This is a genomic window from Agrobacterium sp. Ap1 (assembly GCF_017313375.1).
GTDB lineage: Bacteria > Pseudomonadota > Alphaproteobacteria > Rhizobiales > Rhizobiaceae > Neorhizobium > Neorhizobium cellulosilyticum.
The window spans coordinates 1-14,794 of the sequence record NZ_JAFLMY010000024.1 but is presented as its reverse complement, the minus strand read 5'-3'; the positions used below and the strand labels follow the sequence as shown (position 1 = coordinate 14,794).

At 59.2% G+C, this 14,794-nt stretch carries 11 protein-coding genes and 3 pseudogenes; 2 read left to right on the top strand and 12 right to left on the bottom strand.

The annotated features are described in order from the left end of the window. Window positions 1–59: 59 nt before the first annotated feature. The 12 genes and pseudogenes from JZX87_RS26375 to ligD all read right to left on the bottom strand — a co-directional run bounded on the left by JZX87_RS26375 (window position 60) and on the right by ligD (window position 13,183). A complete protein-coding gene (locus tag JZX87_RS26375; protein ID WP_183687460.1) occupies window positions 60–1,106 on the bottom strand; it encodes a glutathione synthase in 1,047 nt (348 codons plus the stop codon). Further along, the gene (locus JZX87_RS26370) at window positions 1,106–2,995 is read right to left on the bottom strand and encodes a flavohemoglobin expression-modulating QEGLA motif protein (RefSeq protein ID WP_206828857.1); all 1,890 of its coding nucleotides are present in this window, start codon (window positions 2,993–2,995) and stop codon (window positions 1,106–1,108) included. Before JZX87_RS26370 ends, JZX87_RS26375 begins: the two co-directional genes overlap by 1 nt. After that, on the bottom strand, window positions 2,992–3,882 hold the full coding sequence (locus JZX87_RS26365) for an N-formylglutamate amidohydrolase (RefSeq protein WP_206828856.1): 891 nt from the start codon (window positions 3,880–3,882) through the stop codon (window positions 2,992–2,994). The genes JZX87_RS26370 and JZX87_RS26365 overlap by 4 nt, the downstream gene beginning before the upstream one ends. A 472-nt stretch (window positions 3,883–4,354) precedes the next feature. Further along, window positions 4,355–5,121 (bottom strand): annotated as a pseudogene (locus JZX87_RS31530) (molybdopterin dinucleotide binding domain-containing protein); the annotation flags it as partial. An 8-nt stretch (window positions 5,122–5,129) separates the two neighbouring features. Continuing rightward, window positions 5,130–5,320, bottom strand: a pseudogene (locus JZX87_RS31525) (DUF4147 domain-containing protein); the annotation flags it as partial. A 131-nt stretch (window positions 5,321–5,451) separates the two neighbouring features. Continuing rightward, on the bottom strand, window positions 5,452–6,717 hold the full coding sequence (locus JZX87_RS26350) for an MGH1-like glycoside hydrolase domain-containing protein (protein WP_148147166.1): 1,266 nt from the start codon (window positions 6,715–6,717) through the stop codon (window positions 5,452–5,454). 17 nt (window positions 6,718–6,734) lie between these two features. Then, window positions 6,735–7,787: an ABC transporter ATP-binding protein gene (locus tag JZX87_RS26345; protein WP_183687449.1), complete on the bottom strand. Its 1,053-nt coding sequence runs from the start codon at window positions 7,785–7,787 to the stop codon at window positions 6,735–6,737. 11 nt (window positions 7,788–7,798) lie between these two features. Next, on the bottom strand, window positions 7,799–8,629 hold the full coding sequence (locus tag JZX87_RS26340) for a carbohydrate ABC transporter permease (protein WP_148147177.1): 831 nt from the start codon (window positions 8,627–8,629) through the stop codon (window positions 7,799–7,801). Between the two features lie 8 nt (window positions 8,630–8,637). Next, entirely contained in the window at window positions 8,638–9,489 is an 852-nt protein-coding gene (locus JZX87_RS26335; protein WP_148147168.1) for a carbohydrate ABC transporter permease, read from the bottom strand. Between the two features lie 148 nt (window positions 9,490–9,637). Next, on the bottom strand, window positions 9,638–10,915 hold the full coding sequence (locus JZX87_RS26330) for an ABC transporter substrate-binding protein (RefSeq protein WP_148147169.1): 1,278 nt from the start codon (window positions 10,913–10,915) through the stop codon (window positions 9,638–9,640). Window positions 10,916–10,950: 35 nt separating this feature from the next. Next, on the bottom strand, window positions 10,951–11,961 hold the full coding sequence (locus tag JZX87_RS26325) for a LacI family DNA-binding transcriptional regulator (RefSeq protein WP_183687445.1): 1,011 nt from the start codon (window positions 11,959–11,961) through the stop codon (window positions 10,951–10,953). Between the two features lie 172 nt (window positions 11,962–12,133). Continuing rightward, entirely contained in the window at window positions 12,134–13,183 is a 1,050-nt protein-coding gene (gene ligD, locus JZX87_RS26320; protein ID WP_206828853.1) for a non-homologous end-joining DNA ligase, read from the bottom strand. A 229-nt stretch (window positions 13,184–13,412) separates the two neighbouring features. Between ligD and JZX87_RS26315 the strand changes: the two genes are divergently transcribed. Together JZX87_RS26315 and JZX87_RS32075 are read left to right on the top strand one after the other, a co-directional pair. Next, window positions 13,413–13,691, top strand: a complete 279-nt coding sequence (locus JZX87_RS26315) for an HU family DNA-binding protein (protein WP_148147172.1) — start codon at window positions 13,413–13,415, stop codon at window positions 13,689–13,691. 472 nt (window positions 13,692–14,163) lie between these two features. Then, a pseudogene (locus tag JZX87_RS32075) lies at window positions 14,164–14,727 on the top strand (M81 family metallopeptidase). Window positions 14,728–14,794 lie beyond the last annotated feature (67 nt).

The following is a 14,794-nucleotide window of genomic DNA, read 5'->3' as shown; positions in this document are numbered from 1 at the left end:
GTCATACGTCTGATCCCTTCTAGACCGCAGTGCTCGATCTATGAAAGATATCAGCCACTTTACAGCGTGGCGAGAGCACGGTTGTTGATCTGACCTGCGTAATTGTTCCGGATTTCGACCTTCTGTTCCAACGCAATGATGACGTCGACCGACAGATCCACTCCGTGAAGCCCGGTAATATCCGGAAGGCCGCCTGGAGTGAAGACATTGATCTCGAGGATCTTGTCGCCGACGATGTCTAGGCCGACCAGAAACATGCCGTCTTCTATCAGTTTAGGGCGAACCATTTCCGCCACCGCAAGAATTTCGGATGTGATCTCGGCGCTTGCCGCAGTACCAGCAGCATGCATGTTGGAGCGCACCTCGCCCTTCGCCGGAACACGACGCAGCGCGGCGTAGGCGCCGTCCCGCTGCAACGGGCGACCGTTCATCAGGAAAAGACGAATGTCGCCGGCCGTCGCGTCGGGAAGATAGCCTTGCGCGATCAGGTAACCTTCGCCGCTGACGGCCTCGAATATCTGGTTGAGATTGGCTTCCTTGCTGGAGGCGATCTTGAAAACGTTTTTCCCGCCGGAACCTTGCAGCGGCTTGAGGATGGCGCCCTGTTTCTGCTCGTCGATAAAGGCGCGGATCTCCTCGATGCTTTTAGAGATAAGGGTTGTTGGGCGAACGGCCTCAGGAAAACCCTGGAAATAAAGCTTATTTTGCGCGCGGGCCAGGCCGTCAGGGTCGTTGAGCGTAAGCACGCCGCGTTCGGCCGCTAGACGACCGAAAATGATGCCGGCATGGGCTGCCCAAGGCCGCTCATCAGCGTCCTGAGAGGGGTCATTCCGCAGCAACAGGACGTCAATCTCCTCGATTGGGATCGTATGGATCTCAGCCTGCTCGCCCTGCAACGCCGCTATGAATGTATCTGGCTTCCTGGTCTTGCCTTTTTTGACAGTGGTCGCGCGCACCATCAGGCTGTCATCGGGGCGCAACACGAAATCGCCGGGTGTCAGGTAGCAAACCTCATGGCCGCGGGCGATTGCGGCAAGCGCTAGCGCCGTAGTCGTATAGAATGCGGCCTCATCGGCAATCGAGTTCACAAAAAATGCAATCCGCATCACGCCTCCTGTCGTTGAATCATGTCGAGAGGACGCATGCCGTCTCTGGCGCGTGCCAGTCGGGTGCGGCCGTCTTCGGTTTCGAGAAAGAGGGGACGAACCGCCGGCAGGCGCAGCAGGCCGCGCTCTGCCAACTCCTGCATCACACCGAAATGCGAGGCGGCTATCTTACCCATCCAGAAGGGTTCGAGTGCGCCACCGGTGCGCAGATGATCGAGCAGGGCAAGCAGACCGCGCAGATAGATCGCGTCCTTGGCCAGGCCGCCGCCGCGATAAAGCCGCAGAACGATATTGAACGCGGCCGGCGGCGTAAAATTATGCTGCTCGACAAGAAGAGAGTAGGTTTCGGTAAAGGTTGCTCCGTCCAGCATCGACGCACATCCGACCACCCGTCCGGCAATCAGCCTCAAGCGCGCCGGCGTCATGCCGCCCGACAGGTATTCGGCGAAAACGGCCAGACCTTCTTGCATGCCCTCATATCCCGCAAGGCCGGAGCGAAACAGCCGCAGGCCCTGGGCCGATCCGTTGAAATAGGTTAGCAGGTGGACACCGATCTCATGCGACAGCAGCGGCTCGACCCGAGCCATGTCCATCACGGTGCTGCGTGCGATCAACAAGCGATGGCCAGATACCATGAGGCCGGACGGCAGGTCGTCGCGAAGCTCGACGGAGACGTCGAACTCCTTCAGCCGGCGATGATAGGCGGCAATCATCGTGCGGGCACGTCGTTCCACCTGAAAGCAGTCGGCCATCCGGCCCTGTGCCGCCCCGTCGTCGTCACCGCTCGGTTCCGTATTGGTAAGCTGCGACAGAATGATCTGCGCCTCGCGCAGCAGCGAGGGTTCCACCGGACCGTATAGCGCGCGACCGAATTCGACGAACTGCGGTTTCTGGCGGGAGGAAAGGAGCGAGAGCTGAAGATCGAGTTCCTGTTGTTTTTCGCGATAAAGCTGGTGCAGGACCGGGTCTTCGAGATGGTCGAAGGAAATCGAAAAGAGCTTCCGTTTTGCCGCCTCGACCTGCAGGGAAAGAGGACGGTACAGAAAGACGGGTTGATGGCCCTCTTGCTTGAACGCTTCGAAAGCCGACTCGGCATTGATCGGCGTGACCGCCAGGAGGAAATCGAATGTCGAGGCCACCTCGTCAATGCTTCGGTCGACACGCGAGACCGCATCCACGAAGGCCCTGCGTCCGAGTGCCCGATGCGTCTTCGGCTGGAGGATTTTTCCGGCTTCGACGACACACGCGATGGCTCGCAGACCCGCGTCGAACAGGACCGACACCAATTGGTCGTGAAGTTCCGGATAAATCTGGTCGCTGCCGGGTTGCCGGTAGACGGGGGCAAACCTGACGGCAAGTGTCGAACAGCCGAGGTCACGCCCCAACGCCTTATCTTCGCGCGCCGGAGGCGCTTCCGCGCGTTCGACTCGCGGCGTTCGAAACCTTGTCTCGCTGTCGCTTATCGCGGCGGAGAATGTTTCAGCCGCCTCCGCCATGTCCGCGCTCGCCCATATAGCAATTTCGAATGGAGGCAGGAAAGGCGCATCGTCGGTCAGGAACCGATCCTGCTTCAACTCGCCGATGTCGAACAGGATGAATGCGCCGAACTGTTTGCGCAGCGGAGCCTCTATGGCCTCGATCACCATGATCGCGGAGGCCGCATGCGGAGTTATGAGATAGGACGCGTTTGCTTGTGCGATGTCGCGGGCGGCCGGCTCTGCTCCGTCCTCGGCGATATGGACGCAAAGGAAGGGAAGCGGCCGGTCGATATGCAGCCGTCCTCCGCCGGGCAGGTCGCGCCGGATCGACTTGCCGTGGGCAAGGCAGAATACGATCTCGTCGAGCCAGTTGTCGTCACTGCTGCGAGTTTGCGACGAGGCGTTGGTCATGGCTGGCTCGCGAGCGTCTTCTCGAGTATCGGGACGGCTGTTGCAACGACCTGGCGAAGCTGGTCGAGGACACCAGTATTTGGTTCACCCGTCCATTCATCCATGAAAAACTTTTTAAATTCGACCGCGATTGCGCAGCCCGTTTTGGGAAAATGCTCGTGGATGAACCGGGTCTGTTCTCCCTTGCCCTGGAATGCTACGTTTTCGCGCACGTCCAGAGGGCTGCCATTGATCGTATGCGATCGGAGATGGCCGATGAGTGCATCGACTACCGGCGCCCAGCGCTCGCTGTCCATCGAGAATGTGCCTATATTGATGTCCGGTGCCCGCTCCGGCGGCGTAGGTCGAGCGGCTGGCCCATCACGGCGATGATTGTAGCTGTGGATGTCGAGAACGACAAATCGGCCGAATTGGCGCTCGATACCCTTCAGGAAAGCCAGCAGCATATCGTAATAGGCGTCATGGGTTTGTAGGGAGGCTTCTATCTCGTCGTCCGCAAGTGCTCCTGCCCACACATTTAAACCCCATGCCTGTTCCGGCGTCAGATATATGGCGCCCTCCCGATTGCGGTTGATGTCCACTTCGAAACGCGAGCGATGAAAGACGATGCGATTGGGAACATCGCGAATGGTGAACTCGGTGTAGGGATCCTCCTCCCGTAACCGCTCCTGATGATCCAAGCCGAATAAAGGCTGTAGGTTCAGTCGTGTAGAGTGTCCCTCATGGACCGCAGTTGCGATTACAGGCGACATGCCCCGTTCGATGGTCCACAGCGCTGTAGGTGCAACTGGTGGTGTGATCAGAGTTTTCGGCGAGAATGCCCGTTCGAGCTCGACTTCCGTTGTCGACGCTGTCTTGAAGTGATCGGTAGACCTTGCAGATTGCATAGTGCGTTCTCCAGTGCCACGGGAGAACGCACTTGCCGATCGTTTGTTACGAAGAATAGAAAGAATTTGATCGCCGAAGCGGTTTAGTGGCCGTCCAATCAGATATCGCCGATGTCAGGTGGTTCGATTCCGTTCGAGAGCTTGTCTTAATTTCAGAGTTTTAGGCAATCATAACCAGTCAATACCTCTGGATCCCAGGACTACCGATTACGACGTGGTGTAAACCTTTCTCGTCTCGGTTCCAACGAACGAGCCGTCGTCTTGCGGATCTAGGCTTTCTCCAGCTTCCACGCTGAAGGGCCGTCCCAATGGGCCCTCTGTACCCTGGTGTGTCTTGTCAATATCAGACATCGTAGTTACCTCGATAATCGTCGCGCTGTTACATCGCCGTCGACGGCGTTGAATGTCCGTGTGGTTTCCATTTGTCCCAGTGCTCCGCTCTGTTCATGTCACATAAAGACAGCCGAGGTCGCTACGTCTCGATCCGGACAGGGATAGCCTTCGAGGCAGGCGTTTTGGAAAGTCGATCGTGATGATCGATCGCGTTAAGGACATTGCTTTCCGGATAATAGGCGCCAATCGTACCACGGGGCAGATTATGGGGGGTAACGATCAGTCCCCCGAGTTCCCGCCGTTTTCCATCGTCAAAATCACTGACCAGTCGGATACTTTGTCCGGCAGAAAGGCCCGCCGCCTCGATGTCCTCCTCGCACATCATGACCCCGTCGCGTGTCCCTTCAATGCCACGGAAACGGTCCGAATAGCCGTAGATCGTTGTATTGAACTGATCGTTGGAGCGCATGGTGACGAGGCGGTATCGGCCAGCACGTTCTTCGAAGGACAGAGCATTCAGCCGTTCCGGAGTAGTGAACACAGCCTTTTTCTCATCCGTATTCCAAACGCGATCATGTGCATCATTACCCCGAAAAAAGCCCCCCCCGGCTGAAACATGCGTTGATTGTAGTCTTTGAAGTCCTTGGGATAGCTTGCCTCAATCAGGTCGCGAACCAGTCCGTAATCGGCGGTCCATTCATCCCATTTCAACTTCGGGTTATCGGAAAGCGTGGCCTTGGCGATGCCGGCAACGATCGCCAGCTCGCTCTTGAGGTGCGGCGACGCCGGTGTCCGCTTTCCGATTGAAGCCAAAATATGAGAGAAACTGTCTTCCGTCGTGACTGTCTGAGATCCACTCGCCTGCCTATCCATTTCCAGGCGCGAAAGGCAGGGAAGGATGTAGGCTTGCTAGCCACGTCCGGCCAGGCTGCATTAAGTGCTGCTGCCATTGCAGCCGATGCTTTGCCGGCCCCAATGACAATGCATCTGCCTGACGGTTTCGGGGGCAGGTTACGCAACACCGCCGCAGACGGTGAGGCGCTTTCGACTGCAGCGTCAAACATCCGGCGCACAGAGTTCGAACCGTTTGATCATTCCACGACATAATCAATTCTGCCTTATAACTTGCAGCATCGGTGGCTATTGGGCCTGAACGGTGGGGCGGTCTTCGCCCCACCGTTCATTGTACGGACTAGATCGCCAACATTGCTTGATGCGACGGCAGGCACGCCGAAGTTACGCCGCCAGGCAGAGATAGGCCGCGCCCGTCCAGGAGAAGCCGAGACCGCCACATCCCTCACCGGTGATTGGATCGAAATATTCGGCAAAACCCTCGGTCTCGATGGCGCTGACTGTGCTTGAGCGTAGAGATACAGCCATGTCGGCCAGACCGTTGCGCGTCAGTCCGTCGATCAGCAGCCAGTTGATGATCGCCCAGGATGGACCGCGCCAGTAACGCTTTGCTTCGAAACTTCCGACGAATGGCTTGGTGGTCGGAAACGCTACCTTCATGCCATCCGACCAGAGTTTCATTTCGGCTGCCGCCGCATCGGCCATGCCCTTGTCCAGATCGAGCGCAAGGAGCGGAATGAAACCGGCATGGGTCGGCGCTTCGATATCCTCGTTTGAGATTAGATCGCGCGATACGAAACGGGAAAGCTTCGGCCGCCACTGTGCCAACAGGGCTTCGCGGGTAAGCGTGTTATAGACGGCCAGTTCCTCAGCCGCCTCATCCAAACCGAGGATGCCGGCAAGATGTACCAAGTCCTCTCCAGCCTTGAGCAGGATCGCGGTGGTCTGGACTTCGGCAACCTTGAACGGGGCCTTTTCCCACTGTTTTGCCGGCTCCCAGCCGCAGGCGGCATAGGTATCGACCAGATGGATGAAACGGCGGTAATCTTCGTCACGCGGGCGCATGGCGGCATCGACATGGCCGGTATCCTTGCGCACGACGGCGGTGTCGGTCGTGGTCGGTACGCGAGCAAGGGCGATATCCCAGGCGGGAGAATTGTCGCTGCCGCTTTCCCACGGATGAAGCAGGGCGACGAGGCCGGTGCCCTCGGGATCGCGCGCGGAATACCACCAGCGATGCCATTTAAGGCCGGCATGGAAAAGGGCGAGCGTGCGTGCCCTGGCGTTTGCGGTACCGGCCTTTTCCGCGGCTTCATGGACGGCCCGCAGCGCGATGCCAAAGACCGGGGGCTGGGTAATGCCGGATGTCGGGATCGTATGCCCGGTGCGCCAGACGCCGGGGCCGGGGAAATAGGTGTCGCTCGGCTGGTGGAAGACGATATGCGGGATCATGCCGTCTTCCCACTGGCCCTCAACCAGTCTTTCCAGTTCACGATAGGCGCGGTCGATGTCATAGGTGGCGAAACCCATTGCAACGAAAGCGGAATCCCAGTTCCACTGAAAGGGATACAGACGATCGGTTGGCACGGTGTAGCCGCCGCGATCATTGGCCGCGAGGATACGGTAAGCCTCGTCAAAGTGCTTGGTCATTTTGGAACTCCAGAATTTTAAGCTGCTGCCGGATAAGAGACGCCGCTCTCGGGCGACAGCCATGTCAGACGTTTGGGGTCAAGGGTCAGGCCGACAGTCTCGCCGTTCTTCACGGTTTCGGTGGCGGGCAGGATGACGCGGGCCGGCTGGCCGAAAATGCTGCCGGTGAGGAGCAGGTGCGAGCCCATTGGTTCGGCGACGCGAACCTGCATGTCCAGTCCCTGCCCGCTCTGTGCCCGCTCGACGGTTTCGCCACGCAGGCCAAGCACGATCTCGCCGCCCTGGGCAGGAACCGCAAATTGCTGCGAACCGGCAGCGACCTGCCCGTTGGTTACCGGCATGGTGATGAAGTTCATTGGCGGATTGCCGATGAAGCCGCCGACGAAGCGGGTGGCGGGGTGGTTATAGACCTCGACCGGTGTTCCGACCTGTTCGATACGCCCGTCATGGACGACGGCGATACGGTCCGACAGGCCCATTGCCTCCGTCTGGTCATGGGTGACGTAGATGGTCGTGGTACCGGCCTCCTGCAGCACGGTCTTCAGTTCGGTGCGCATTTCCAGACGCAGGAGTGCATCGAGATTGGAGAGCGGCTCGTCCATCAGAAGCACGCCGGGTTCAACGGCAAGCGCGCGGGCAACCGCGACACGCTGGCGCTGGCCGCCGGAGAGCTTGTTGGGATAACGGTCGAGATAGGGTTCGATATGCAAAAGGCCGGCCGCCTTTTCGACCTGCTTTTTAACACGAGCATCATCCGCCTTCTGCATGCGCAGGCCGAAGGCGACGTTTTCGTAAACGGTCATGTGCGGAAAGACGGCATAGTTCTGAAACACCATGGCAAGGCCGCGATCCTTCGGTGGCAAGCCGATGACGGATTTTTCGCCGATAAGGACGTCGCCCGAGGTGGATGTTTCCAGACCTGCGATAATGCGCAAAAGCGTGGTCTTGCCACATCCGGACGGTCCGAGCAGCGAGACGAACTCGCCGTCATTGATCGTTAGCGAGACGCCTTTGAGCGCCTGGAAGGCACCAAAACTCTTCTTGATGTTTTCGATGACAATGTTGGCCATGAGTTTACCTGCTATTTTGAAGAGACGCCCCAGATCGCAAACAGGTAACGCCTGACCGCGAAGATGAAGACAACCGAGGGGAGGATGAGCATGAGGCCGCCGGCAAAGCGGTAGTGCATCGGGCTTTCCGATAGCACGGTGAGCAGATAGGCCGTTAAAGTGCGATGCCGCACGGTAAGTACCGAGGCTGCAAAAACCTCATTCCATGAGATGACGAAGGCAAAGACAGCTGTTGCCACCAGACCGGGCAGGGCAAGCGGTGCAACGACCTTGAAGAAGGCCTGGATGCGGGTGCAGCCGAACACCCAGGCAGCCTCTTCCAGCTCGCGTGGGACGCCGAGAAAGATCCCTTGCGTGACCAGTGCCGCGAAGGGTAGTGCCAGAACGGTGTGGATGAGGCCGACACCGAGGACGGTGTCGTAGAGGCCGAGCCGGATATAGGAAACCGTCAGCGGCAGGGCCAGAATGGCGAGCGGGAAGGCTCGGGTGAGCAGAACCAGAAGCCGGTAGCTGTCCTTGCCGCGGAAATTGTAGCGCGCCAGAGCATAACCGGCCGGTGCGCCGAGCGCGATCGACAGCGCTACAGTGATGCCGGCAGCTCCCAGCGAATTGAGAAAAGACTGGAAGACGCCTTCCGTCCTCAGGAACAGCAGGAAGGGCTGTAGCGAAATATCGGTGGGCAGAAAATTCTTCGGCCACTGATAGGCGCCGGTGCGGCCGCCCAGCGCGCCGAGCGCCACCAGATAGATCGGGACGAGAACCCAGGCGCAGAGCGCAACGATGCCGCTCCAGAATAGCAGTCGTCGGGCCGAGATGAAACCGGCAGTGCTGGAAGTGTTCATGGTGTTGCTCATGGCAGACGCTCCGGATCGACCTTGACGGCCTTCAAATAAACGAGGGTAGCGGCGAGCGAGATGACCATGATCAGCACCGCATAGGCGGCGGCAACACCATAATTCTGGTTCTGGTTCTGCCAGTTATAGGCCTCGCCGACGAGGACCGGGAAATTGCGGCCGCCGAGCGCGTAGACGACGGCAAAAACTTCGAAGGCAAGGACGGTGCGCAGGATCAGTGCCGACTGCAGGGCAGGGCGGATCAGTGGCAGGGTGATGCGGGTAAAGCGGGTCCAGGGGCTGGCGCCGAAGATTTCGGCCGCCTCCTTGAACTCCTTCGGCACCTGGTTGAGGCCGGCGACGATAATGATCATGACGATCGCGGTGCCGCGCCAGATCTCGGCAATGGCGATGCCGATAAAGAGGGCGACTGGTGTCTGGTAGGTGAGCCAAGCTGTCTGCCGCTCGATCAGGCCCATACCGAAGAGGATCGAGTTGAGATAACCGGTATTCTGCAGGATCGACAGCCAGACCATGCCGGCGGCGAGATCGGAAATGCCGAGCGGGATGGTCCAGATCCACAGGATCGTCTCGCGGCCGCCGTTCATCTTGGCGACCATCGAGCCCATAGTCAGCGCCATGATGATCTGGATCGGCACAACGGCGAGCGTCAGCACAAACGTGTTCAGCACAGAACGACCGAAATTGAGGTCGGTCACCATCGTCGTCATGTTGGCAAGCGACGGCGTGCCGTTGTCGGATACCGCCAGCCACAGCGTCTGCACTAGCGGTACGACGAACAACAGACCTAGAAATACGACGGAGGGAAGGATCAGCGCGTAGGGGATCCAGCTTCGGCTTTGGGTCATCGGTTACCCTTTGTTTTTTTGAATTTTGCGATGAGCGGCCAAAGGCCCTCACCTTAGCCCTCTCCCCGCGAGCGGGGAGAAGGTGCCGGCAGGCGGATAAGGGGCTGCCATGCTATCGACGGGCCGAAGCCCAGGCAGGCCGAAACCATCACTCGACCGGGCAGGCGCCGTCACTTTTGGCGTCGGGGGCCCAGCAGGGGGCCTTGGTGTCGGCCATCAGCTTGGTCATGGTATCACCCTGTATCTTCAGGACGTCGGCAACCGGCTGGTTCTGCAGGATGATCCGCTGGAAGGCGTCCATATAGACCTTGTTGAACTCGCCACCCTTATCGCCGAGGCCGACCGGCAGCAGCGAAATCACGGCATCCGGTGCGCTCTGGGTGGCGGTGACGGCACCGGCAAGCAGGGCAACACCCGGGTCAAGATCTTCCGGCAATTGCACATTCAGGGTCGGGAAAAAGCCGACGAGCGAGGCCGTCTGCAGCTGCACATCCTGGGTGGCGAGGTGTTCGATAACGGCGGTGGCGTTCGCCGCGTCCGGTGCGCCCTTGGGGATAGCGAGGCCGGCGACGACCGGCATGTAACCGCGGCCCTTCGGACCAGCCGGTGCCGGGAAGACGACGTAATTGTCCGGCGAGCCGGATATGGCGTTCTTGAGGCGGGCAACGTGATCCCAGGCAACCATGACTTCACCGGAAGCCAGCGGCTCCTGCATGAAATCGTAATTGGTCGAGTTGGGGCTGACGACGGTCCATAGTTCCTTCAGCTTTTCCCAGCCGGCTACGGCATCGGCGTTTCTGAAGGTGCGCACCACGCCGCCGGTAAAGGACGGGTAGAAATAGCCCTGGAAAAAACGCGGCATCAGGCCTTTCGGTCCTGCCGGGAAGCCGATCTGCGGCGCGCCGGTTTCGTCCTTCATCTTGTTGCCCCACTCGATCAGCTGATCATAGGTGAGCTTGTTGATGTCGGCGCCTTCAGGCAGGTATTGCAGCGCGTCCTTGGTGGCGGCCATGACATAGGTTGCCTGCATCCACGGGATATATTGCTGTTCGGTCTTGCCGAGCTTGCCGAGATCGATCAGCGACTGCGGCATGCCGGCATCTGCCAGCTTCTTGGCCAGATCGTCGAGGGGCTCGAGCATCTGCTTGTCGGCAAGCGGCGATAGTTCACCGTGCAATGCGCCAACGAGGCTGATCGTGTGCTTGCCTGCCTGACGTTCTGCCTCCATGCGGACGGCAAACTGTGGCGGCTCCTCGACCACGTAGTCGACCGGCTTGTCGAGACCGCTCAACAGCTCCTCTCGCACCGCCGTCGCCTCCTCGATCGGGCGGAGCTGGGTGGACAGGAAAACCGTTTGCGATTGGGCCTGGCCGGCGAAGCCGATGGCGGTCGATGCCAGGATGGCGATGGACAAGAGTCCTTTCATTACTTTTCCTCCGGGTGTTCTCTGTTAAATGAATGTCAGGCCGCAATCGGCGGCAGGCGGTGGCTGTCGCGATCGACGAATTCGATCGCATGCAATTCCTGCAGCGCTTCGGCGGGTTCTCCGGCGATTGTGCGCAGAAGCAGCGAGGCGAAGCTGCGGCCGAGATTGCCGCCGGTCATGCGCATGGTGGAAAGTGCCGGGCTGGTGAAGGCGCCGATCGGCAGGTCGTCATGTCCGACGACGCTGATGGACTGTCCGCCATCGACCTCACGCAGCGCCCTGAGCACCCCGATCGCCATTTCATCCGTGGCGCAGACCATTGCCGTCGGTCGATCCGGCTGTCCGAGCAGGGAAAGTGCGGCTTCGTAACCGCCCTGTTCGGTCGGCATCCGTTCGACATAGAGATCGGTGGCAAGCCCGCATTCGGTCATCGCGGCCTCCCAGCCCTGACGGCGGACATGGGCGAAAAAATAGTCCTGCGGGCCGCCGACATGTCCAATGCGGCGATGGCCGGCGCGATGGAAACGCATCGTCGCGGCGTGAAAGCCGGAAAATCCGTCGCCATCGATATAAGGATGCTGGATCGCCGATTCCGTCCGCCCGTTGGTGACGAAGGGAAAACCGCGTGACTGCAGAAATTCGACTCGTTCGTCATGGCGCTTGGTACGCACCAGCAGCATGGCATCGACCCTGTGGCCATCGACGAAACGGCGGCACATGTCGAGTTCGCTCTCTCCGTGAGGAACGGGCGCGATCACTAGGTTGAGGCCGGCACCGGCCAGATGTTCCGCACAGCCCGACAGCATGTCGAGGAAATGCAGCGGGCCGATGTGGCCGGGTTCGCTTGGAAGCGTTACTGCCACGAGTTCGGCGCGCTGCTTGCGCAGACGACGGGCCGAAGCATTGGGGCGGTAACCGGCCCTGTCGGCGGCTTCCTGCACTCGCTTTCGGGTGGCGGCCGATACGTCGGAATAACCGTCGAGCGCCCTCGAGACGGTGGTGATCGAAAGCCCCAGCGATTGGGCGAGTTGCTTGAGATTGGCCAAATTGTCCTCCCAGACCGCCGAAGAGTTGTCCAAAACGTTTTGGAAGTCAACCCGAAACGTTTTGATTGTTGGTTCCGATGCTTCAATAGCCATCACGGTCAGCTATGCATCGTCGTCGTTCACATCATTCGAAAAGCCTGCCGCACCTCCTCCCGCGGCAGGCTTTTTCGTTTCAGGGCTTGTCCTCGATGTCGAACACTGCGGCATTGTCCTGAACCTCGCGCAAACCCTTGTAAGACGCGTGGCGAAGGTTGCCGTCATCGGTCCAGCCGCGAAACTCGATCTCGGCAATCAAGGTCGGCTGTGCAAACACGAGGTTCTTTCCCTTCATCGGCACGACCGGCTGTTTCGTCTTCAGCTTGTCGAGCGTTGTCTTGAGATAGACCGCATCTCGTCCCTTGAACCCGGTTCCAACTGATCCGACCGAGATCCAGCCTGAGCCGCGCCGAGCGGCGAGAAGCAGGCTTCCGATTCCGCCGCGCGCGACGCTCGACTGTTCGTAACCGACGACCATGAAACTTTCGCTTTGGATGCATTTGATTTTCAGCCAGTCCCCGGTTCGGCCGGAGTGGTAGGGTCTGTCACGATGCTTGGCGATCACGCCTTCAAGACCCAGGCTGCAGGCATTCGCAAGAGCCTCGTCCGGATCACCGGAAACGTCTTCGGAAAACTGAATGGCGCTATCGAAGCCATCAAGAAGGTCACCGAGCAGGTGCCGGCGCACCGAGAGTTCCGTTCCTGTCAGGTCATGCCCATCGAAATACAACAGATCGAAGGCATATAGGATCGCTTCAGTCGACGCCCTCTTTCCGCCACGTCCTCCGAGCGATTTCTGCAGCGCCCCGAAATCCGACCGGCCGTTTCCATCAAGGACAACGGCCTCGCCGTCAAGGATCGCGCTGCGAACGCCAAGTCGCTTTGCCGCGTCAGCGATTGCCGGAAATCTGCTCGTCCAATCGTGACCGCCTCTCGTGATGATCCTGACGCCGTCCGGCTCTACATGGACTGCGAGCCGGTAACCGTCCCACTTAACCTCATATATCCAGTCGGGTCCGGTAGGAGGGGAGGATTTGAGGAGCGCCAGACAGGGCTCGATCCGGTTAGGCATCGGGTCGAACGGGAGGTTGGGTTGGGCGGGGTCTCGTCGACGACGCGGCTGCGACTGGGCAATCTGGTCGCTCTGCAACAGTGGGCTGGTGCGACGCTTCCGGGACTGACGCATTACGGAACTCCCTTCCATGTGACGCGACTCAAGTTCGAGCCACGGAAATCGTTCCGGCCGACCACGCAGTTGGGCTTATTTGCTTGGATCGGTTACGGGCGAAGTCTTCGGCCGGTTTGGCACCTAAGCTGTGGAAATCGTCGCCCTCTAGGCTCATCTATCGCAGTTCCTGCTGACAGTTGATCCCAACTGGAGAAAGCTTTGATCTTTCAATTGAACGAGGACTGTTATGACGACAACAAATGAAATCGCCGACAAGATTGCTTCTGAGCATAGCCTGACAAAAGCTCAGGGCAAAGCGGTAGTCGAGGCAGTATTCGCTGCTATCACATCAGCAGCAACGTCCGGTGCCGAGACGTCGATCCCGGGATTTGGAAAGTTCAAGGTTAAAGATACTCCGGAGCGCGAGGCCCGAAATCCAGCCACAGGAGCAATGATCAAAGTCGCGGCCGCAAAGAAATTGACCTTCTCGCCGGCAAAGGCATTGAAAGATACGCTCAACAAGTAAAGTGGTGGCGGCCACGCCCTTGGAGCGCAGGCCGCCATACGTCGGCGCTGAACGGTCATAGCGGACGGACCAAAAATCAGGCGAATTGTAGGGTGGCAGGCCTGTATCCGCTCGAGGGCACGGTAGTTCGTTGAGCCCGCCAAATTGTCTCTCACAGAAATTGAACCCGGATCGTTTTGAGTAGAGGATCTCTCCAAAAACGTTGCCGCGACGCTTGCCACGCCCATGCAGACCGAGCCGGAAACTCCATTCTTCCAGAGCCCCAAAAGTCTCAAATCATTTGATGACGGACAACCGGTGTAGTGGCGCTTCTGGCGTTCATTCCCGTCGCGCCATTCGTCGATCTGCTGACCATGGGTTGGCTCACCACGCTCGTCATGCTGGCGGTTGGCTTCTGGGAAGGGCGGCTGGTGCGCATAAGACGAGAGGCAGCAAGCCGCAGGCAACAACTTGAGGACCCGGTGCATCTAGGATGCTACTTGGTCTTGAGATCCTAGCCGACGGTCCGACGGTACGCGTGGTGATGGAGGCCGCAAGGCGCAAGAGTCCGGCCCAGTGTTGTCTCGTTGCAAGCCTGCCGCTCGACGGCATCTTTCTCGATCTGCATGGGGCCATGGTGGCTGAGCATGTCGATGACGGTGAAGGGAGCTGCTTTCCCGTATTCGCCGGGCGATCGGTTACGATGTTCCCATTTCCGTATGCCTCGATCTGCACGGAAACATAACCGAGCAGTCGATGACCGATGCCGACATGCTTGTCGGCTATCGGACCTATCCGCATATCGATATGGCCGTGACGGGGCGAAGAGCGGCCGAACTTCTTGACAGGTTGAGGAGAGCGTTTCGCCAAGGCCTACCGACAGATCGATTATCTCATCCCCATCTCCTGGCAATGCACGATGGTGGAGCCTGTAAAGTCCATCTATGCACTGGTCGGCGCATTGGAAGAAAAGCTCGACATGGTGTCCATGTCCTCCTTCGGTTTTCCCGCCGCCGACATAGCCGCCTGTGGGGCGAGTCACGGTAACGCCTTGTGAGGAGCGGTTGCGATAGACGCACGTGCATGACCATCTCGCCAGTCAGTTACAAGCGCCATCGCTTCCC

What these genes read in the sequence shown, in the direction of transcription:
- JZX87_RS26350 (WP_148147166.1), bottom strand. Translation starts at nt 6,717, where the DNA reads ATGACCAAGCACTTTGACGAGGCTTACCGTATCCTCGCGGCCAATGAT.
- JZX87_RS26315 (WP_148147172.1), top strand. Translation starts at nt 13,413, where the DNA reads ATGACGACAACAAATGAAATCGCCGACAAGATTGCTTCTGAGCATAGC.
- JZX87_RS26365 (WP_206828856.1), bottom strand. Translation starts at nt 3,882, where the DNA reads ATGCAATCTGCAAGGTCTACCGATCACTTCAAGACAGCGTCGACAACG.
- JZX87_RS26370 (WP_206828857.1), bottom strand. Translation starts at nt 2,995, where the DNA reads ATGACCAACGCCTCGTCGCAAACTCGCAGCAGTGACGACAACTGGCTC.
- JZX87_RS26375 (WP_183687460.1), bottom strand. Translation starts at nt 1,106, where the DNA reads ATGCGGATTGCATTTTTTGTGAACTCGATTGCCGATGAGGCCGCATTC.
- JZX87_RS26330 (WP_148147169.1), bottom strand. Translation starts at nt 10,915, where the DNA reads ATGAAAGGACTCTTGTCCATCGCCATCCTGGCATCGACCGCCATCGGC.
- ligD (WP_206828853.1), bottom strand. Translation starts at nt 13,183, where the DNA reads ATGCGTCAGTCCCGGAAGCGTCGCACCAGCCCACTGTTGCAGAGCGAC.
- JZX87_RS26335 (WP_148147168.1), bottom strand. Translation starts at nt 9,489, where the DNA reads ATGACCCAAAGCCGAAGCTGGATCCCCTACGCGCTGATCCTTCCCTCC.
- JZX87_RS26340 (WP_148147177.1), bottom strand. Translation starts at nt 8,629, where the DNA reads ATGAACACTTCCAGCACTGCCGGTTTCATCTCGGCCCGACGACTGCTA.
- JZX87_RS26345 (WP_183687449.1), bottom strand. Translation starts at nt 7,787, where the DNA reads ATGGCCAACATTGTCATCGAAAACATCAAGAAGAGTTTTGGTGCCTTC.